General features: G+C 51.3%; 16 protein-coding genes. 13 read left to right on the top strand and 3 right to left on the bottom strand.

Annotated elements, in window-relative coordinates; all coding sequences use genetic code 11:
* Positions 1-129: 129 nt before the first annotated feature.
* Both DFR60_RS29655 and DFR60_RS29650 read right to left on the bottom strand, forming a co-directional pair.
* The gene (locus DFR60_RS29655) at positions 130-1,971 is read right to left on the bottom strand and encodes a sensor histidine kinase (RefSeq protein WP_110326843.1); all 1,842 of its coding nucleotides are present in this window, start codon (positions 1,969-1,971) and stop codon (positions 130-132) included.
* Positions 1,961-2,695, bottom strand: coding sequence for a response regulator transcription factor (locus DFR60_RS29650; protein WP_110326841.1), 735 nt, complete (start codon positions 2,693-2,695; stop codon positions 1,961-1,963). Before DFR60_RS29650 ends, DFR60_RS29655 begins: the two co-directional genes overlap by 11 nt.
* A gap of 536 nt (positions 2,696-3,231) precedes the next feature.
* Here DFR60_RS29650 and DFR60_RS29645 point away from each other — a divergent pair.
* The 12 genes from DFR60_RS29645 (at position 3,232) to DFR60_RS29590 (ending at position 17,419) form a co-directional block, all read left to right on the top strand.
* Positions 3,232-4,161 carry a carbohydrate ABC transporter permease gene (locus DFR60_RS29645; RefSeq protein ID WP_110326839.1) on the top strand — a complete coding sequence of 310 codons (930 nt, stop codon included), beginning with the start codon at positions 3,232-3,234 and terminating at the stop codon, positions 4,159-4,161.
* On the top strand, positions 4,161-5,000 hold the full coding sequence (locus DFR60_RS29640) for a carbohydrate ABC transporter permease (protein ID WP_207659598.1): 840 nt from the start codon (positions 4,161-4,163) through the stop codon (positions 4,998-5,000). The genes DFR60_RS29645 and DFR60_RS29640 overlap by 1 nt, the downstream gene beginning before the upstream one ends.
* A 157-nt stretch (positions 5,001-5,157) precedes the next feature.
* On the top strand, positions 5,158-6,546 hold the full coding sequence (locus DFR60_RS29635) for an ABC transporter substrate-binding protein (protein ID WP_110326835.1): 1,389 nt from the start codon (positions 5,158-5,160) through the stop codon (positions 6,544-6,546).
* A gap of 92 nt (positions 6,547-6,638) precedes the next feature.
* Positions 6,639-8,375 carry a DUF2264 domain-containing protein gene (locus DFR60_RS29630; RefSeq protein WP_110326833.1) on the top strand — a complete coding sequence of 579 codons (1,737 nt, stop codon included), beginning with the start codon at positions 6,639-6,641 and terminating at the stop codon, positions 8,373-8,375.
* Positions 8,359-9,492, top strand: a complete 1,134-nt coding sequence (locus DFR60_RS29625) for a glycoside hydrolase family 88 protein (RefSeq protein WP_110326831.1) — start codon at positions 8,359-8,361, stop codon at positions 9,490-9,492. Before DFR60_RS29630 ends, DFR60_RS29625 begins: the two co-directional genes overlap by 17 nt.
* Before the next feature lie 247 nt (positions 9,493-9,739).
* Entirely contained in the window at positions 9,740-10,597 is an 858-nt protein-coding gene (locus tag DFR60_RS29620; RefSeq protein WP_110326829.1) for a metallophosphoesterase, read from the top strand.
* A 70-nt stretch (positions 10,598-10,667) separates the two neighbouring features.
* Positions 10,668-11,516: a segregation and condensation protein A gene (locus tag DFR60_RS29615; RefSeq protein ID WP_110326827.1), complete on the top strand. Its 849-nt coding sequence runs from the start codon at positions 10,668-10,670 to the stop codon at positions 11,514-11,516.
* A complete protein-coding gene (scpB, locus tag DFR60_RS29610; RefSeq protein WP_110326825.1) occupies positions 11,476-12,207 on the top strand; it encodes an SMC-Scp complex subunit ScpB in 732 nt (243 codons plus the stop codon). The genes DFR60_RS29615 and scpB overlap by 41 nt, the downstream gene beginning before the upstream one ends.
* Positions 12,208-12,267: 60 nt before the next feature.
* Positions 12,268-12,705: a dUTP diphosphatase gene (locus DFR60_RS29605; protein ID WP_110326823.1), complete on the top strand. Its 438-nt coding sequence runs from the start codon at positions 12,268-12,270 to the stop codon at positions 12,703-12,705.
* 23 nt (positions 12,706-12,728) lie between these two features.
* The gene (locus tag DFR60_RS29600; RefSeq protein WP_110326821.1) at positions 12,729-13,523 is read left to right on the top strand and encodes a tetratricopeptide repeat protein; all 795 of its coding nucleotides are present in this window, start codon (positions 12,729-12,731) and stop codon (positions 13,521-13,523) included.
* Positions 13,524-13,538: 15 nt separating this feature from the next.
* Positions 13,539-14,786: a GTPase HflX gene (hflX, locus tag DFR60_RS29595; RefSeq protein WP_110326819.1), complete on the top strand. Its 1,248-nt coding sequence runs from the start codon at positions 13,539-13,541 to the stop codon at positions 14,784-14,786.
* A 269-nt stretch (positions 14,787-15,055) separates the two neighbouring features.
* Positions 15,056-17,419: a ribonucleoside triphosphate reductase gene (locus DFR60_RS29590; protein ID WP_110326817.1), complete on the top strand. Its 2,364-nt coding sequence runs from the start codon at positions 15,056-15,058 to the stop codon at positions 17,417-17,419.
* Between the two features lie 35 nt (positions 17,420-17,454).
* On the opposite strand, the gene DFR60_RS29585 is transcribed toward DFR60_RS29590, so the two are convergent.
* A complete protein-coding gene (locus DFR60_RS29585) occupies positions 17,455-18,330 on the bottom strand; it encodes a helix-turn-helix transcriptional regulator (RefSeq protein WP_110326815.1) in 876 nt (291 codons plus the stop codon).
* Positions 18,331-18,506: 176 nt separating this feature from the next.
* Between DFR60_RS29585 and DFR60_RS29580 the strand changes: the two genes are divergently transcribed.
* Positions 18,507-21,089, top strand: a complete 2,583-nt coding sequence (locus DFR60_RS29580; RefSeq protein WP_110326813.1) for a glycoside hydrolase family 3 protein — start codon at positions 18,507-18,509, stop codon at positions 21,087-21,089.
* The last annotated feature ends 72 nt before the right edge of the window (positions 21,090-21,161 follow it).

The raw sequence follows: 21,161 nt of genomic DNA, 5'->3' as shown, positions 1-21,161 counted from the left end.
AAGACTGATAAGCAGTGGCTTTTATGATTTAGCCACAGCTTATCAGTCTGTGCACGTCAACTGTTGAAACCGCCGTGTACCGAACGGTACGCACGGTGGTGTGAGAGGACGTCGGTTAATCACCGCCTCCTACTCGATTGTTTCGTCAGGTACCGGTATGGAAAACCAGATTACGGTAAACTTTCCACAGCGGCTGTTCATATGCAGAACGGAGCCTTCACCGTAGGATAAGACCAGACGGGAATTGGTGTTCGCCAGTCCGATATGCTGATTGGAGTTTCGGCTGGTCTCTTCAAGGCCTGCTCTGATCGAGGCCAGCTGATCGACCGGAATGCCCTTGCCCGTGTCATAAATAGTGAAGTAGATACGGTTCTTTTTTCTGTGAATGGAGATGCGGATCAGGCCCTTTTCCTTTTTTTCTTTAATCCCATGGTAGATTGCGTTCTCGACGAGGGGCTGCAGAATCATTTTTCTGACCGGATAGATGGAGCAGTCCGGCGCGAGGGAAAACTCGACATCGAAGCGGTCGGTGTAACGGAGCTTCATAATTTCAAGGTATTTTTTTAAGTAGTTGATCTCCTCCTGAATCTTCACGTTATCCTGGGGATCACTGAGCGAGTAGCGCATGATCGCGGAAAGATACGATATCATCTGGCTGCACCGGTTCTCCGAGCCGGTCAGTTTGACGGATTCCCAGTAAATATTGTTTAACGTGTTATGCAGGAAGTGGGGATTGATCTGGTGCTGAAGCGCCTGCATTTTGGAGAGCTGGAGCTTGGCTGCCTTTTCGGAATCCTGCATTTTTAAGTAGTCCTGCTCGATGAAGAGGCGGATAACGTTGAACAAGATGTATTCAAATGGGCTGGAGCTGCCTTTCTTTGGCTGACGGATCTGATTGACTGCGGTATCCGGCGTGCTGAATACGCTGATAATCTTATCGAGGTATTTGTAATCGTGCCGTGTCTTGAAAAATGCAATCATGCAGGCAACCGCGATCGCCGCCAGCGTGATGATGATGTACATGCTGGTCAGACTGATGGTCGTCCGGTAGATTTCATTCCTGGGGGTCAGCAGAAGATACGAAAACCCGTAGGATCTCGGTGACGGCAGGTACGTCGCAGTATACGACTTATAGTCCAGGTTGACGGCGTCCGCGGGGGAGGTGGCCGGAAGGGAGGCCATCTCCCCCGCAAGATCCAGAATGTCGTCTTTCGGAAATTCCTCAGTTGAAGGCCAGACCAGGCGGCTGGAGGCATCCATCAGAAAGAGCTTCTGATCCGGAAATTCCAGCAGGCCGGACAGTTCACTCTTCAGCTTGTCCGCGCTGAAGCTGAAGATGACCAGTCCGTTCTGGATATCGGTGGTTCTGCGGTACAGCTTCCGGTAGACCAACAGGCTGGGAGTCCGGTATTCTGTATACAGCAGCGGATCATCGGAAAACTCCATCCAGACGTCCTCTTCGCCTGCGTGACCGTAGGAGTTTAAGACGTCCCTTTCCCTGTCAGGAGGAAAGGAGATGAGCTTTGAGCTCAAGGGCACGAAGATCCGGCTGTAGTCATTTTTATAATAGACATAGATATTCCTCAAATAGCCGTCGGTGTAAATCAGGTTCTGAAAGTTCAGCGAAATGTTCTCGACGGACTTGATTGAATCCAGCGTCAGCGATTTCTCATCAAACGCGTTCTTTAACTGCAGCGTCACTCTGGGATTGGACGCGAAGAATAAGTATGCGTTGTCCACGTGGGTATAAAAGGTCTCCAGAATGTCATCCGCCTGGTTTAAGATTACCGAGGCCTTCTTTTCGGCCTCGCTGGTGCTCTCATTCGTTGTCCGGAATATGCTGTACAGGCCGATGAGCAGAAGAGGGATCAGCATCAGAAGGCTGTTGACCAGCAGGCTTCTGATGAAAAAACGGATTGTGGTGGAATGGTATTTCCGTTCCAGACCTTCAAGGATTGATTTATTTTTCATGGCTTCTGTACTCGGTCGGGGTGACGCCCCAGTAGGCCTTGAAGGCCCGTGCGAAGTTATTGGGATTCACATAGCCGATCATGTTGCTGATGTTGTAGATCTTGGTGTCAGGATCCTTGAGGAACAGGGCGGCCTGCTTCATCCGCGCCTCGCCCAGCAGATCGGAAAAAGTTTTGGAGGTCTTCTGTTTGATCAGCTGGCTTAAATAAGAGGGGTTTAAATACAGGGATTCGGCCAGTGAGGACAGGGAGCCCTCCCTGTAATTCTGACTTAAGTAGCTTAAGACCTTCTGGATGATTTCGTCGGTGGAGTAGTCCTGGGCATCGTCGGAACTTACGTTATATTTGGCATCCAGCTCGTGTCGGATGGTTCCGAAGATCTCCTTCAGCTCTGAAAAATTAGTCGGTTTTAAGACGTAATACCGGACGCCGTACCGGATCGCATTCTGTGCGTATTTAAAGTTATCGTAGGCGCTTAAAAAGACGACCATAGGCCGGACACCTTCCAGCTCTGAAACACTCTTTGCCAGCTCGATCCCGTCCATGCCGGGCATGCTGATGTCGGTCAGGATTACGTGGACGGAATGATCCTTTAGATAGTCCAGCGCTTCCTGGCCGCTGTCTTTCTGCCCGCATACGTGAAAGCCCTGCTCGTCCCATGGAAAACAGGACGCGAGGATATCGCGGGAACTGGCCTCGTCATCTACGATCAGTAGTTCATACATGGTATTTCCTCCCCCAGAATTAAGTGATTCCAGTATATCATGGGAAAGTTGCCACAGTCAAAGGAATAACCATGAAAACGGTTTTCCCTAAAATAGAGATAGGCGGATAAAATAATGATAGATTGAAATGATAGGCGTTCACAATCGGCACAGGGGCGCAAAAATAAGCGGACATGATAGAATACAGTCCATGAGTTATGTTCCGAAGGGAATGGAAACTGTTGCCACTCGCAGCCTGCCGCAAGCCTTTGCTGCCGGGTCCGGCTCCTACGGTTTACACTCCGGTTCCAGTTCCGGTTTCGGGCATAAGCAGTTCTAAACGTGCAGTATTTTTCTAAAAACCAGGGAAAATGCCCAAACTCGCTTCGCTCAGACAAGTGGTCATTTCCCCTGAACGAAAAATTCTGCGCGTTAAGAACTGCTAATGCCCTGCAAAGTCACAGGAACCGGAGCGTAAACCGTAGGCCGGACCCGGCAGCAAAGGCTTGCGGCAGGCTGCGAATGACAACCGGAAATCAGCAAAGGAGGAAAGTATCATGTCGTCATTGAAACCAAAAACCGCAGGGGGCACTGTCGTGAGAAAGTATCCGAAGAACTGGAGATGGGGGCTGCTCTTCATTCTGCCATGGCTTCTGGGATTCCTTATTTTACAGGCGTACCCGTTAATCATGTCACTGTATTACTCGTTTACGAATTTCTCCATATTATCGGAAGGAAAATGGGTCGGATTTGACAATTACATCAGGCTGTTTACGAAAGATAAGTACTTCCTGAAGTCGTTCTTTCTGACATTTAAGTACGCACTGATGTCGGTGCCGATGAAGCTCGTCATGGCGCTCGTCGTAGCGATGATCTTAAATATGCGTCTGAAGGGGATCAACCTGTTCAGGACGATTTACTATCTGCCGTCTATCATGGGGGGAAGCGTGGCCATCTCCATACTCTGGAGATTCATGTTTATGAAGGAAGGCATGTTAAACAAGATGCTGGGCGTCGTACATATTCCGGCTGTCGACTGGCTGGGAGATCCGGACATCGCGCTCGTAACCATCAGCCTACTGGTAATCTGGCAGTTCGGCTCATCCATGGTGCTGTTTCTCGCAGGGCTTAAGAACGTTCCGACAGAGCTTTATGAGGCGGCTTCGGTGGACGGGGCGAACAAATGGGTACAGTTCTGGAATATTACATTTCCGATGCTGACACCCGTCGTGTTCTTTAACCTGATCATGCAGATCATACATGCGCTCCAGGAGTTCACCTCCGCCTTCATTATCACCAACGGCGGACCGAACCACGGAACGTACCTGATGGGAGTCAAGATATACGAGGACGCGTTCCAGAATCTGAAAATGGGATATGCTTCCGCATCCTCCTGGGTGATGTTTGTGGCAATCCTTTTGATTACGCTCCTGGTATTCCGCTCGTCAAGCGCGTGGGTATTCTATAACGATGGAGGAATGGACTGATGAGAAGTAAAAAAAATAATCTGATCGCCTACGTGATCCTGATTGCCGTGGGTGCAGCTATGATTTATCCGCTGTTCTGGCTGTTTTTCGCCACATTTAAGGACAACAAAGAGCTGTTTGGAAAGATGACCCTGCTTCCGGAGCACTTCTCTTTTTCGGCATACAGAGAAGGCTGGAAGGGAAGCGGACAATTTTCCTATTTGACATTCTATTTAAATACATTTAAGCTTGTTATTCCGACGGTTGCACTGACCGCTATATCTACCGGGATTGTTGCATACGGCTTTGCGAGATTTAAGTTTCCCATGAAGAAGCTGCTGTTCATGCTGATGATCTCCACACTGATGCTGCCGGACGCGGTTATCATGATCCCGCGGTACGTGGTGTTCAATAAGTTCGGCTGGGTTGACACCTACCTGCCGTTCTGGGTTCCGGCAGTCCTGGCATGCTATCCGTTCCTGATTTTTATGCAGATACAGTTTTTGAGGGGAATCCCGAGAGAACTGGACGAATCGGCCTATATGGACGGCTGTAATCCGCTGATGGTATATGTGAGAATTCTGGCACCGCTGATGAAGCCCTCCATTTTCTCCGTTATTATTTTTCAGACGCTCTGGAGATGGAACGACTACTTCAACAATCTGGTGTATATCAGCAGCGTGAAGAACTATACGCTGTCGCTGGCCTTAAAGATGTCGATCGACAGCCAGGGTGCATCCACACCGTGGAACCAGATACTGGCCATGTCTTTTCTGTCGCTGATTCCGCCGGTGCTGCTGTATTTCTTCGCACAGAAATACTTTGTGGAAGGAATCACAGCCGGAGGCATTAAGGGATAATAAAATGATAGGCTTATAATATGAAGATAGAATCTTATGATAGGCACCTGCAATCTGAGAAGGGGCTTGGAAAAATGGATTTGTGATAGAATACAGGTAACAGTTCAGCCGTGCGGCTGAATCGTAAAAGGGAAAACGATGAAGGAGGAAATATTTTATGAAGAAACAGTTAATGAAACGCGCTGCACTGGTGATGGCCGCTTCCATGGCGGCGGTGTCCTTGATGGGGTGCGGATCGGGAGCAGGAAATGAGAAGACAGATACGACAGCGGCGGAAAGCAGTACCGCGGCAGCAGGCGCCAATGACAGTACGGCGGCGGGAACCACAGAAGCCAGCGGGGAATCCGTGACACTTCGCTTTTCCTGGTGGGGGAGTGACAGCAGGCATCAGGCGCTGCTGGCGGTGATCGAGGCCTATGAAAAAAAGAATCCCAATGTGAGCGTGGAGGCGGAGTATCAGGGATACGACGGGTACTATGAAAAAATCATGACGACACTCTCCAGCAATACGGCGCCGGATATCATACAGCTTAGTAAGGAATGGCTGCCGGATATTCAGGGGGCGAAACACTATCTGGCGGATTTATCCACGCTGCCGGTGGATTTGAGCACGCTGAAGGACAATCTGCTGGAGATATCCGGCACTTATCGTGGAGAACCCAATATATTCCCGTGTACGGTCGGCGGTTCCACAATCGTATATGTCAATACTGACTTCGCAGAACAGTACGGAGTAGACCTGACGAAGAAATATACCTGGGATGAGATCAAAGAACTGGGGAAATCGATTCATGAAAAGGATAGTGATGTATACTTGATGACGGCCGATGCTGACATGCTGAACCGTCTGTACGTTCAGCCGTATCTGGCACAGATAACAGGAAAGCCTCTGGTTGACGAGGAGACCTATACGATGAACTTTACAGAGGCAGACGCGGCAGCAGCATTCCGGAATATTGAAGAATTATATTCAACCAATACGATAGAACCATTCGGTGAGGCGGCCGCCTTTGCGGGACAGGCAGACCAGAATATGAAATGGATCAACGGCAAGGTTGGCATGATCGTGGATTACACAGGAAGTGCACCGAAGTATATTGCCTCGATCGACAGCCCTCTGGAAGTAATTCCTCTCCCGGTCATTGAAAATGCAAAGACCAGCGGATCAATCTATGGAGGCGACCGCGGATTCGCAATTAATGATAATTCCGCAAATAAAGAGGAAGCTGCAAAGTTCCTGGATTTCCTGATGAACGATCAGGAGTCTATCAAAATCTGTAAAACAGATGTGGGTTACTGTCCTACAAAGCAGTCGGATGATATTTTGATAGCGGAAGGGGTTATAAGCGAGGTACAGAAAAAGGCAGTAGAGGTTTCTGCGGAGAACTCCTATACCAATAATATGATCAGCGGAAACACGGAACTGGAAGTAGTCCGGAAAGATCTGATTCAGGAGGTTATCTATGGAGATATCACACCGGAAGAGGCAGCAAAAGAACTGGTGGAGCAGTATCAGGAAATTCTGGATGAGCTGAAAACGAACTAATAGCAATATAACGTGAGGGCGCTGTGAAATAATTGGATTTTACAGCGCCTTTGCCAACCTTCTAAACAGATAGAGGATCAGGAGGAGACATAATGGAAAAATTGTATTATCAGGATATGTTTTTAAATATGGTAGAGCCGCTCAAACCACACTACAGCAAAGACTGCGCCCATCTGAAGCTGGGGGCGGCCGCGGCTGGATACGGCAGCCAGATTGCCGGAATGGAGGGATTCTCACGGGTTTTATGGGGGCTGGCTTCGTACTGGGCCGGCGGTGGCACGGACGAAAGTCTTCTGCCGGTTTACCGGAAAGGCCTTTCTGCGGGAACGGACCCGGAGTCGGAGGCATATTGGGGGGATTTACACGACAAGGATCAGCGGATGGTCGAAATGGCTGCGATCAGCTACGGGATCCTGATGGTTCCGGAAAAATTGTGGGATCCGCTGGAAGAGAAGGAAAAGAACCGTCTGGCGGACTGGCTGTATCAGATCAACCGATACTCCCAGGCAGACAACAACTGGCAGTATTTTAAGGTGATCACCAACCTGGCGCTGCGCAGCGTGGGGAGGAAATGGAACGAAGAACAGGTAAAGGATGCCATGGACCGGTACGAATCCTTTTATATTGGAAATGGCTGGTATTCCGATGGAAAACGGCCGCAAAAGGATTACTACACATCCTTTGGAATTCATTTTTACTGCCTTCTCTATGCGGCTTTCATGGGACAGGACGATCCGGAGACCGCAGAACGGTTCAAGTGCCGGGCGGCAAAATTTGCAGAGACGTTTCTCTATTGGTTTGACGATGAGGGGAAGGCGCTTCCCTTTGGCCGTTCCTTAACCTACCGCTTCGCGCAGGCAGCATTTTTCAGCGCCTGCGCCCTGGCCGGTGTGGAGTGCATTTCATGGGGCGTCATGAAGGGAATTCTGGAACGCCACATGGAATACTGGATGGCACAGCCGATCTTTGACAATGGAGGTGTCCTCACCATCGGTTATACGTACCCGAATCTGCTGATGTCGGAGAGCTACAATGCCCCTGGCTCGCCCTACTGGTCGTTTAAGACCTTCGTATGCCTGGCTCTGCCTGACAGCCATCCGTTCTGGACGGCAGAAAGCCAGCCGCTGCCGAAGCTTTCGGAGGTTCTTGCGGTGAAGGAATGCGACATGGTGCTGTGTCACCGGAAACACGAGGTTGTGGCCCTGACCGCAGGCCAGTATCCGGTGATGGAGCATCCGTTTGCGGCGGAAAAATACGCCAAGTTTGCTTATTCGTCGGTATTTGGATTCTGTGTTTCCCGTTCCTTTCATCAGCTGGAGCAGGCGGGAACAGACAGCATGCTGGCGTTTTACGCGCATGGCATGTACTACGTCCGGAGGGCGTGTCTGGAACACCGTGTTTCGGAGAACGGTGTCTATTCCAGATGGAGCCCGGTGGAGGGCATCGAAGTGGAGACGTGGCTTCTGCCGGTGAAAGGCGGCCATAAGCGCAGACATAAGATAACCAGCACCATATCCTGCGTGGCCTATGACTGCGGTTTTTCCTATCCGAACTGTATGGAAGAGACGAAAAAGACGGAGGCAAGAGGAGCTGCGGAAGTATCCGATGATCATGGCAAAAGCCGGATCGAAGCCGAACATGGAGACGGAGACGGCATTGTCATTACGGCTCTGCCCAATATGAATCTCATTTTCCCCAATGTCTGCATACCGGCAGTCCGTTTCGCGGTTCCGGCAGGAAAAATGGAGATCGGGACACTGGTAGAAACAGAATTTACGGATCAGAAGATTGTGATCGGAGGAGGAAACTGTTATGCTCTGGGAGATTGATGGTGAGACCCATATCTGGGCGGAGGAAATCTGGGGGAAATTAGAACGGAAGCTGGAGGCCCAGTGTCTCCGCCTCGGCTCCATGATGCCCTACGTTCCCGTAAACGGCGTATACGAAGATATGGGAAAGAAGGAGCTTGCGGCCTGGACAAATGGGTTCTACAGCGGAATTCTGTGGCAGATGTATCATGCGGCAGGAAAGGAATGTTACAGAAAGGCCGCGGAGGGAATCGAGGTACGGCTGGATGAGGCTCTCGCTTCCTATATAAAACTGGATCACGATGTGGGCTTCCTCTGGCTGCATACGGCTGTGGCCGACTACCGGCTGACCGGCAGTGAGGCTTCCAGAACGAGAGGCCTTCACGCGGCGGGAATTCTGGCAGGCCGTTACAATCCAAAGGCCGGATACTTAAGGGCGTGGAACGGGGAGCGGTCCGGAATCGCGATTGTGGACTGCCTCATGAATCTGCCTCTTCTCTATTGGGCAGCGGGAGAGCTTCATGACAGCGCACTCCGTCAGATTGCGGTGAACCATACCGACATGGCGCTGAAATACATCATCCGGCCGGATGGCTCCTGCAACCATCTGGTGGAATTCGACCCGGAGACCGGGGAATATCTGGGAAATCCGGGAGGTCAGGGCTATGAGAGCGGTTCCTCCTGGAGCCGGGGGCAGGCATGGGCTATTTATGGCATGGCGCTGGCCTACCGGTATACCGGAAATACAGCGTATTTGGACGCATCTAAGCGGGTGGCTCACTATTTCTGTGCCAACGCGGCGATAAACGGATATGTGCCGCTGATCGATTTCCGGGCGCCGGAGGAGCCGCGCTACCTGGATACGACGGCGGGAGTCTGCGCCGCGTGCGGACTTTTGGAACTGGCCGGACACGTGAAGCCGCTGGAAAAGAATCTGTACGTGAAGTCGGCTGTCCGCTGCTTAAAGGCGGTTACAGATGAGTACTGCGAGTGGGACCCGAAAAAGGATTCGATTGTCTCCCATGGCTCCGCCAGATACGACCGGGCCGCCGACCGGGAGGTGCCTGTTATCTATGGAGATTACTTTTTGGTGGAAGGAATTCTCCGCCTTTTGAACAAAGACTTTTTGATCTGGTAAAGGAATTATTGGTTTGCTGGTTCCCAATAGGCTGCTGTACTGCAAAACGGTACAGCGGCTTTTTTCGTTTCACGGAAGGAACGTTACGGAAAGTCCATTCAGGAATGCCTGTTCAGCTAAACACGAAAGCTTAAGTATGCTTTGCCTTGACGCGGCATACTTTTTCAGTGTATGATGGTACAAAATCAAAAGGCATCAAAAGAAATAAAATGAAGTGGAAGACTGGTGAAAGATGAGGAAGAATGATATGTGGCTTGCCGCCGGTATGCTGTCCGCCGCTGCCGGAGCGGGGCTTTTGCTTCGCTCGCAGTACGAGAGGGAGCAGCTGTCCGTAGAGAGGACGGAGATTCTGACTGAAAAGATAACGAGAGACTGCCGGATGGTATTTCTCTCTGATTTACATGACCATGAGTTTGGAGATCATAATAAACGCCTGCTCCATGCGGTCGACGAGGTAAAACCCGACGTGATCCTGATCGGGGGCGACATGATGGTCAGCAGGGAAAGCGCGGATCTGCGGGTATCCCTGGAACTGATCGGGGAACTGGCGAAACGCTGCCCCATCTATTATGGCAATGGAAACCATGAGACGAGGATGAACCGGGAACGGAAGAATTTCGGGATGCAGTATGACATCTATGTGAGGGAGCTAAAGAAAATGGGAGTCCGCTTCCTTTCCAACAGGACAATGAAGTTCCGGGATGATATCGCCGTCACCGGAATCGATCTGGCGGAACGGTATTATAAGAAGTTCCATCCCGACCATCTGCGGCCGGAGGAGATTGGAAGGCTGGCGGGACCGGCTGAACGGGAGCGGTTTCAGATCTTGCTCTGCCATTCGCCCCTTTTTTTCGATTCCTGCCGGAAATGGGGCGCTGATTTGACGCTGTCCGGCCATTTTCATGGGGGAACCATACGCCTTCCGTATCTGGGCGGGGTCATGACCCCTCAGTTTCAGTTTTTTCTGCCTTGGTGCGCCGGAACATTTGAGGAGAGCGGGAAGTACATGATCGTGAGCCGCGGCCTGGGGACTCATTCCATCAATATCAGGCTGAACAACAAACCGCAGCTAGTGGTGGTGAATTTAAAGAGAAAAACAGGTTAAATATTTACAGAAGCCGGTGGATTTGATATACTAATCGGTAGCGCTTACTTTCTGATGCCGGGAGGAAACTATGGGAATATCCTATAAGCTGGAGAATTTTGAGGGTCCTCTGGACTTGCTGCTCCATCTGATTGAAAAGAATAAATTGAATATTTATGACATTCCTATTGTGACGATTACGGAGCAGTATCTCGATTACGTGAGCCACATGGAGACCGAGGATTTAAACATTGTCAGTGAATTCCTGGTGATGGCGGCGACGCTCATCGACATCAAATCCCGCATGCTCCTGCCGAGAGAAGTGAATGAGGACGGCGAGGAGGAAGATCCGAGGGCCGAACTGATGGCTCGTCTTCTGGAATATAAGTATTACAAATACATGGCGTTTGAACTGAAGGAGAAGGAGGTCGGCGCGGACCGCCTGCTTTTTAAGGGGCCTACGGTGCCTCCGGAGGTGGCGAAGTATGAGCCGCCGGTGGACTTGGATGGCCTGTTAGACGGCCTGACGCTGGCAAAGCTTCAGGAGATTTTTAAGTCCGTGATGAAAAGGACAGAGGACCGGATCGACCCTGTGAGGAGCCGGTTCGGTAATATTACGAGAGAACCGGTGAGTCTGGAGGACAAGATCGCCTCGGTTCTGGGTTATGCCAGGCTGCACCGCAAATTCTCTTTCCGGGGAATGCTCGAAAGGCAGGCGGACAAGACGGAGGTCGTGGTGACGTTTCTTGCGCTTCTGGAGCTGATGAAGATCGGTAAGATTCATCTGACCCAGGAGCATTTATTCGACGATATGTTTATTGAGACGCTGGAGCCGGAAGGCGAGGAAGAGGATCTGGACTTATCGGAGTTAGAGGAAGATATCGAAGGGTATAAAAAAGATGAAGAAGAAGTGGGAAGCGCAGGAGTCGCTGCCGATTGAGGAACTGAGAGAGATTACAATTGAAGAGCGGGAGTATGAGGCCGTGATCGAAGCGGTCTTATTTACCATGGGCAATTCCGTCGAGGTGAGACAGCTGGCAGCCGCGATCGGACAGGACGAGGAGACGGCAAGAGCCGCCGTAAAACGGCTCATGAAGCAGTATGAAGCCGGACGGAAGGGGATGCAGATTATCGAACTGGAGAGCAGCTACCAGATGTGTACCAGGCCGGAGTATTATGAGAATCTCATCCGCGTGGCCGCCACCCCGAAAAAACAGGTGCTGACGGATGTGGTCCTGGAGACGCTGTCGATCATCGCCTATAAGCAGCCGGTCACGAAGATGGAGATCGAGAAGATCCGCGGCGTCAAGTCCGATCACGCGGTGAACAGGCTGGTGGAATACAACCTGGTATACGAGGTGGGCCGTCTCGACGCTCCGGGCCGCCCCGCACTGTTTGCCACGACGGAAGAGTTCCTTCGCCGGTTCGGAATTGGCTCGACTCAGAATCTCCCCACTCCGGATCCCGAAACCGCTGCCGAGATCCGCATGGAGGTGGAGGAGGAGTTAAAGGGAAGCGGAGAACTGCTCCCGGAAGATGAGGCGCTTCTGGAGGAAATCCCCCTCACCGAGTTGGGAGATGGGATCGCGGAAGCGGCTGTAACCCGTGAGGACAGTGGAGACACAGAATAACTACCGCACGCAGGCGGCTGAGAGACAGCCGTTTCGTGCTCATAATCAGGAGGATATACAGTGACAGAGAAAATCAGAATAAAATATTTTATAGATAAAATCGAGCGTTTATGCTACATTGGAGGCAAATCCGACTGGATCGATTTACGCGCGGCGGAAGAGATTGAACTGAAGGCGGGAGAGTTTCAGCTGATTCCGCTTGGAATCGCCATGGAGCTGCCGGCCGGCTATGAGGCCCATGTGGTGCCGAGAAGCAGCACGTTTAAGAATTACGGTGTGATCCAGACGAACAGCATGGGAGTCATCGATGAGACGTACTGCGGGGATAATGACCAGTGGTTTTTCCCGGCTTATGCCCTTCGTGACACGGTGATTCACGCCAATGACAGAATCTGCCAGTTCCGCATCATGAAGCACCAGCCGGAGCTGTCATTTGAAGAAACGGACACGCTTGACCATGAGGACCGCGGAGGCCACGGGAGTACCGGAAAGCAGTAACCTCCCCGGATGGAGAATTTAAGATGAAAACATGTTCCAGAGTAAAAATGGGTTCCAGATTAAAGCTTCTCGTCCTGACGGCCGGCGTATGCATGAGCTTAACCGTAGGATGCGGAAAGAGTGAAAATAAGTATACGTACCGCGATGCGGGAATAGAAGCGCTGAATGCTGGGGATTATGAGAGTGCGATTGCTTCTTTCGACGAGGCGATTAATGCCTCCAACGCGCTGGTGGGCGCATTCGATATTGACGTACTGAAATACCGTGCGGAGGCGGAATACCGTGCCGCAGATTACCAGGCTGCCTCGGATACCTACGGTATCCTGATTCAGGTGGATAAGGAGCGTCCGGAATATTTGAACATGCGCTGCGTCTCCAAAGCGCAGACGGGAGACTTAAGCGGGGCGCTGGACGATTATAAGCGTGCGGCGGAACTGGATACAGAGAAGAATGCTCCGGGCCGGGCGGAGGCGATTCTCGCGGCTGGAGCGGCGTTGGAGAACCAGGGAGCCTCTGCCGAGGCCATGACGCTCTATGAGAGCGCCCAGGCGGAAGGAATCGAAAATGCCGAGCTGTACAACCGGATGGGCCTCTGCAAATTCGGTGAAAAGGATTATGAGACGGCTATCACCTATTTCGCCCAGGGATTATTAAAGCCGGACGCCGCCTCGGTGCCGGATCTGATCTACAATCAGGCAGTTGCATACGAGTACAAGGGAGACTTTGACAAGGCGCGGGAGCTGATGGAGCAGTATGTGGCAGGAAACAGCTCGGACGAAGAAGCCGCGCGGGAACTGGAGTTTTTAAAAACGAGGTAATGGATTAGGAGATCAATGGCTGATTTAGTGGAGTTAAAGGAAATCGAAGAGCGGGTCATTCTGGTGGCCGTGAGCACGGAAGAGGAAAGCCTGGCAGCAGCCTCCTTAGATGAGCTGGAGGAGCTTGTGGAGACGGCGGGAGCCGTCACGGTGGACAAGATCATCCAGAACCGGGAACGGATTCATCCGGGGACATATCTGGGCAAGGGAAAGATCGAAGAGGTGAAGGAGCGGGTCTGGGAGCTGAATGCCACTGGCATTGTCTGCGACGATGAGCTGTCGCCCGCACAACTTCGGAATCTGGAGGATGCGCTGGATACGAAGGTGATGGACCGTACCATGGTAATTCTCGACATTTTCGCTTCCAGGGCGACGACCAGGGAAGGAAAGATCCAGGTGGAGCTGGCCCAGTTAAAGTATCGGGCGGCCAGACTGGTGGGACTGAGAAATTCGCTCTCCCGTCTGGGCGGCGGAATCGGAACGAGAGGTCCCGGCGAGAAGAAGCTGGAGGCGGACCGTCGATTGATTCACGACCGGATTGGCCAGCTGAAAGCGGAACTGGAGGAGGTGAAGCGCCACAGGGACGTGGCCAGGCAGCAGCGGACAAGGAACCATACTCCGGTGGCAGCCATTGTGGGTTACACCAACGCGGGAAAGTCCACGCTGCTCAATACGCTTACGGACGCCGGAATTCTGGCGGAGGACAAACTCTTTGCCACGCTGGATCCGACGACGAGAAACTTAGAGCTTCCCGGCGGGGAGCAGATTCTTCTGACTGATACGGTCGGATTTATACGGAAGCTGCCCCATAATCTGATCGAGGCGTTTAAGAGCACACTGGAGGAGGCAAAGTACTCAGACATCATTCTTCATGTGGTGGACTGTTCCAATCCCCAGATGGATATGCAGATGTATGTGGTCTATGAGACACTGAAGGATTTGGGCGTTCACGACAAGGAAGTGATCACAGTCTTTAATAAGATAGACGCGGCAGGTGAGATGAGAATCCCCCGCGACCTATCTTCCGATTACCAGGTGAGGATCTCGGCAAAGACCGGGGAAGGACTGGACGAGCTCCTGAATCTGCTGGAGAGTATTTTGAGGAGCCGAAAAGTATTCCTGGAACGGGTATACCCCTATCAGGATGCCGGAAAGATACAGCTGATCCGGAAATACGGCCAGCTTCTGAAGGAAGAGTACCGGGACGACGGTATTTTTGTCAGCGCCTATGTGCCTGCGGAGATGTATACAAATCTGATTTAAAATGGCATAAAGCATAAATGTACGGCTGTGAAGCACACCGGACGAATTGGTGGTTGAGAAACTGTGAAAGGTGTGTTATACTGACAGACAGTTCGCGCTTTTGCGATAAGTGGCTCGAAGCTTATAAGAAATCATAATAAGACACAATATATGGTTTTGATGTTTTTTTACGAAACCAGATATTGTGTTTTTGTTTCTCTTCTGCTATAATAAACAATGCACCGGTTAAGGCGGTGTCAGGGTTGTAAAAGGAAAGGAGTCAGGTATAAATGATATCAGTATTGAAAAGAGATGGGGAGGTCGCTGAATTCAGTCTGAATAAGATAACGGAAGCGATAAAGAAAGCATTTAAGGCTACAAAGAAGGATTTTAATAATGAGATTCTGGAGCTGTTGTCCCTCCGTGTTACGGCGGACTTTCAGGAAAAGATGAGAGACGGCCAGGTAACGGTTGAGCAGATTCAGGACAGCGTTGAGCACGTCCTGGAGCAGACCGGTTACACGGATGTGGCAAAGGCCTATATTTTATACAGAAAACAGAGAGAAAAAATCCGTAACATGAAGAATACCATCCTGGACTATAAGGATGTGGTGAACAGCTATGTGAAGGTGGAGGACTGGCGTGTTAAGGAGAACTCGACCGTTACCTATTCCGTTGGCGGCCTGATCTTAAGCAATTCCGGCGCGGTTACGGCAAACTACTGGCTGTCCGAGATATACGATCAGGAGATCGCGGATGCCCACAGGAATGCGGATATCCATATCCACGATTTGTCCATGCTGACAGGCTACTGCGCAGGCTGGTCCTTAAAGCAGCTTCTCATGGAAGGTCTGGGCGGCATTCCGGGCAAGATCACATCATCCCCAGCAAAGCATTTATCCGTGCTCTGCAACCAGATGGTCAACTTTTTAGGCATAATGCAGAATGAATGGGCAGGCGCTCAGGCATTTTCCTCTTTCGATACCTACCTTGCTCCTTTTGTAAAGATAGATAACTTAACCTACCCGGAGGTGAAGAAGTGCATCGAGTCCTTCATCTACGGCGTTAATACGCCAAGCCGCTGGGGTACTCAGGCGCCGTTCTCCAACATCACGCTGGACTGGACCGTACCGGGCGACATGGCAGAGCTTCCGGCTATTGTAGGCGGTAAGGAAGCGGACTTCAAGTACAAAGACTGTAAGACAGAGATGGACATGATCAACAAGGCCTTCATCGAGACGATGATCGAGGGAGACGCCAACGGACGCGGATTCCAGTATCCGATCCCGACCTATTCCATCACCAAGGACTTTGACTGGTCTGATACCGAGAACAACAGACTGCTGTTCGAGATGACCTCCAAGTACGGTACGCCTTACTTCTCCAATTACATAAACAGCGATATGGAACCCAGCGATGTCAGAAGCATGTGCTGCCGTCTGCGCCTCGATCTCCGTGAGCTGCGCAGGAAGACGGGCGGGTTCTTCGGATCAGGCGAGAGTACCGGATCGGTGGGCGTCGTAACCATCAATATGCCGAGAATCGCTTACCTGGCAAAGGACGAAGCCGATTTCTACAGCCGTTTAGACCATATGATGGACGTTTCCGCAAGGTCCTTAAAGACGAAGCGGGAAGTGATCACCAAGCTGCTGAACCAGGGACTGTACCCTTATACCAGGAGATATCTGGGAACCTTTGAAAACCATTTCTCCACCATCGGCCTAATCGGCATGAACGAGGTTGGCCTCAATGCCGGCTGGCTGGGCGAAGACATGACAAGTGTACAGACACAGGAATTTACAAAGAACGTATTAAACCATATGAGAGAGCGGCTTTCCGATTATCAGGAGAAATACGGCGACTTATACAATCTGGAGGCCACACCGGCGGAGTCCACGACCTATCGTCTGGCCAAGCATGACAGGAAGAGATATCCGGATATTAAGACGGCCGGAGCCGAAGGGGATACGCCCTACTACACCAACAGCTCTCATCTGCCTGTCGATTATACGGCGGATATATTCGATGCTCTGGATATTCAGGATGAGCTGCAGACCTTATACACCTCGGGAACCGTATTCCATGCCTTCCTGGGCGAGAAGCTTCCTGACTGGGCGGCCGCGGCGAGACTGGTGCGCACCATTGCGGAGAACTACAAGCTTCCGTATTACACGCTGTCACCGACGTATTCCATCTGTGCAGAGCATGGCTATCTGATCGGCGAACACAGCGTCTGCCCGATCTGCGGAAAGCGCGCTGAGATCTACAGCCGTATCACCGGCTACTACAGACCGGTACAGAACTGGAACGAGGGCAAGACGCAGGAATACAAGAACCGTACCACCTACGACATCACCGGATCGGTACTGAAGAAGGGAAACAAGAGTGCGGAGACGGTGAAGGAAGCCGTTCACAACGCAGAGATTCCGGCTGGTTCCTACCTCTTCACGACCAAGACGTGTCCAAACTGCAAGATGGCAAAGCAGTTCTTAAAGGATGTAGATTATGAGGTAGTGGATGCAGAGGAGAACGCAGAGCTGGCGGAACAGCTTGGCATCATGCAGGCGCCTACCCTGGTAGTCGTGAGAGATGGCCAGGTGAAGAAGATTGCCAATGCCTCCAACATCAGGAAGTATGCGGAGACTATCGCATAATACATCATGAATCAGTAAATATAAAATGCCGCAAATCACGGAGTAAAAAGTGATTCTGCGGCATTTTTTGCTGCGGATTTTGCGGCAGATTTCCGTATCTTCTGCGGAGTTGTTCCATACATTTCCTTAAAAACCCGCATGAAGACCTTGTAATTCGTAAGGCCGTTCTGTACCATCAGCTGCGTAATGCTTTCATCCGATTTCAGGAGCTCTTCGTAAAAATTCATGGTGCGCACAGAATTTACGTATGCCAGAAATGTCTGTCCCGTATATTTCTTAAACAGGCGGCAGAAATACTCCCGGCTCAGGCCCTGGGAAGCGGCGGCGTCGTTAAGCGTCAGCGGCCTGCGGAAATTCCGGCGGACGTAGTCCATAATTCCGGCAATCCGCTTCATATCCCGGCTGGAATCGTCATCGCTTCCGGACTCGTTCCAATGGGAACAGCAGCGGTAGAGATAATAGAGAAACTCATAGAGATGTGCGGTTACCAGAAGCTGATAGCCGTCCGTCTGTTTTTCGTATTCGCTCACCATGGCGTCCAAATGGTAGAACATCTCCTTTTGATCCGGGCTTTGGATCACTTTCGTGATCAGTGTCTGGAAATGGAGCGCCTCAAAATTGGGGAAAAAGCGCCTCATCTGCTCCGCCGAAATCTGAAGCAGCACATAGGTGGTAAGGCCTGCTGTCTGTGTCATATGAAGTTCGTTGGAATTGATGACCAGCAGGCTTCCCGGCTCCGGCTGATACGTTTCGGCCTGAATGACTGCCGTCAGCCGCCCATCGATCAGGCACAGGATCTCTAAGTATTCGTGCCAGTGAGCCGGTATGGTCATGGGCATACAATGGACGAGCTCCAGTTTCGCCGGCAGATTGATGTTCTCGGAAACTTCTTCGTGAATGATGTGGTCCATCCTGCGTTCCTTTCTCTGCTGTATATCAATAGTGACAGGAATATCTGTTTTTATTCTACTAAAAGTTTGCAATTATATCAATATCAACCTATAAAAGGTTAAAAAAGTATCTAGCGGCCGTTGAGGTAATCGTGCATAATAGAGAAAAACAGACAGATATCATTTGGAGGTCAGATATGAAGTTAAAAAACAGGACATTTACCGGTTCCACATCAGACGCAGTAACGAAAAGAGAGCAGGAAAACAGGGAGATCGCCCGCAGAGCGGCTTCCGAAGGATTTGTACTTTTAAAAAATGACGGCCATCTGCTGCCGCTTGCTGCAAAGGGGAAAATCGGGCTTTACGGAGCAGGGGCAGTCAAGACCATAAAAGGGGGCACCGGCTCCGGCGATGTTAATGAGCGGGACTGTGTTTCCATTTATCAGGGGTTAAAGGCCGCAGGCTATGAAGTGACCAGCGATGCATGGCTCTCCTCTTATGAGACCATTTACGCGGATGCAAGACAGGCTTGGAAAGAGGCGGTCCTGGATAAACTGAAACAGTATGACGGCAACTTTTTCCAGGCGTACTCCACCACACCGTTTGTCGTTCCATGCGGCAATACGATCGACGAGGAGGCTGCAAAGGCCGATGGAGCCGATACCGCGGTATTTGTGCTCAGCCGTATTGCGGGGGAAAATGCGGATCGTCACGATGCGGAAGGGGATTACTTCATCACAGAAGAAGAAAAAGCGCTTCTGGCACAGGTTTCTGCATCCTATGACAACGTAGTTCTCGTTATCAATACGGGAGGTCTGATTGACCTGGCCTTTACTGAGGAGTTTGCAAATATAAAATCCATCGTGCAGTTCATGCAGGCCGGTCAGGAAGGTGGTTCGGCGTTTGCGGATATCATTTCCGGCACCGTAAATCCAAGCGGAAAAATGACGGATTCCTGGGCTTATACCTACGCAGATTACCCCAATGCCCAGACCTTCAGCCATAAGAACGGCAACATAGAGACGGAGAAGTACGAAGAGGGAATTTTCGTCGGATACCGTTATTTCGATACCTTCGATGTGCCGGTTCGCTACGGTTTCGGCTTCGGATTGTCCTATACGGAATTTTCCGTTGTGGGAACCGGAATCAGCGCTTCCGGTCTGGGTACAGACCAGCCGAAAATCTCGGTTACGGCTTCCGTGAAGAATATCGGACATACGTATGCCGGAAAGGAAGTTGTGGAAGTCTACGTATCCTGTCCGCAGAATGATATGCCAAAAGAGTTCCGCCGTCTGGCCGGATTCGGAAAGACCGCGCTTTTATCTCCTGACGAGACCCAGGATTTAACGATTACCTTCCCGCTGTATCAGCTGGCCTCCTATCATGAAGATAAGGCGGCATGGATCCTGGAAGCGGGTACATATGGCGTCTGGGTGGGGAATTCTCTGGAAGCCTCCAGCTTATCCGCTACGATCTGTCTCGACGCGGACGCCGTGATGGTGCAGTGCGAAACGATCTGTGAGAGAAAAGAAGACTTAACGGAACTGGTGCCGGATGCCGGCAAGATGAAGGCAAAAGAGGAAGCGTGGAAGAGTCTGGCGGAATCCTTAAAGATCCCTGGCCTATCGGTCTGTGCGGACCAGATCGTGAAAGAAACAGCTGCGTATCCGGAACACTTAGGCGTGACGGGAGGAAAAGCCGGAGAGATCGTGAGCACCTTATCCGAGGAACAGCTGATTGCACTTGCCACAGGCGATCCTGGAAAAGGCCAGGAAAGCGCCCTTGGCTCCGCAGGACTTACGGTGCCGGGAGCTGCGGCTGAGACATCCTCCGCTGCAATAGATTCCCCATGGAACGTGGCCAGCATGGTACTGGCAGACGGACCTGCCGGTTTAAGGCTCCATAAGACGTATCAGGTAGTGGAGGGTATGATTAAAAAAGGCGGGTTCCTCCAGGCCTTTGAGGGCGGCTTCTTTGCCGATCCGGAAGAAGCGGAAGGCACAACCTACTATCAGTACTGTACCGCAATCCCGGTCGGTACGCTTCTGGCACAGACATGGGATGTCAGTCTTCTGAAGGAAGTAGGGGAGATGATCGGCCGTGAGATGGAACTGTTTAACGTGACGCTGTGGCTGGCGCCAGGCATGAATATTCACCGGAATCCGCTCTGCGGCCGGAACTTCGAATACTATTCCGAGGATCCGCTTCTGTCCGGTATGATGGCGTCCGCAATCACTCTCGGCGTTCAGAAAATTCCGGGATGCGGAACTACGATCAAGCATTTTGCCTGCAACAACCAGGAGGATAATCGTATGGGGTCTGATTCTGTCCTTTCCGAGAGAGCGCTGCGCGAGATCTATTTAAAGGGATTTGAAATCGCAGTGAAGAATTCACAGCCCATGTCAATTATGACGTCCTACAACCAGATCAACGGCGTCCATGCGGCAAATTCCTATGATATCTGTACAAAGGCCGCCAGAGACGAGTGGGGCTTTGCAGGCGCAATCATGACAGACTGGACCACCACCACAGCCTCCACCGCAGGCGTATGCACGGCTGCGGGCTGTATGCGGGCAGGCAATGATATGGTAATGCCGGGCGTGAAAGCAGACCATGATAATATCCGCCAGGAGCTGAAAGAGGGAACTCTGGAGTTTGGAGCATTGCAGAGATGCATCTGCAATACAGTGAGTCTGGCGCTGCAGTCTAACCAGTATGAGGAGGCAGTCAGCTATGGCAGCCAGTTTGATGGGCTGGGGACATATATGACGGTGGAATAATATAACAGGAGTACGATACAGGAACATAATACAGGAACATGATATGATAGAGCCCCGGACCGCAAAAGGTTT

Origin of the sequence: Hungatella effluvii, from assembly GCF_003201875.1 — a bacterium.
GTDB classification, from domain to species: Bacteria; Bacillota; Clostridia; order Lachnospirales; family Lachnospiraceae; genus Hungatella; species Hungatella effluvii.
Note: the sequence above shows the minus strand (reverse complement) of the source record. Positions and strands in the feature narration are given on the sequence as shown.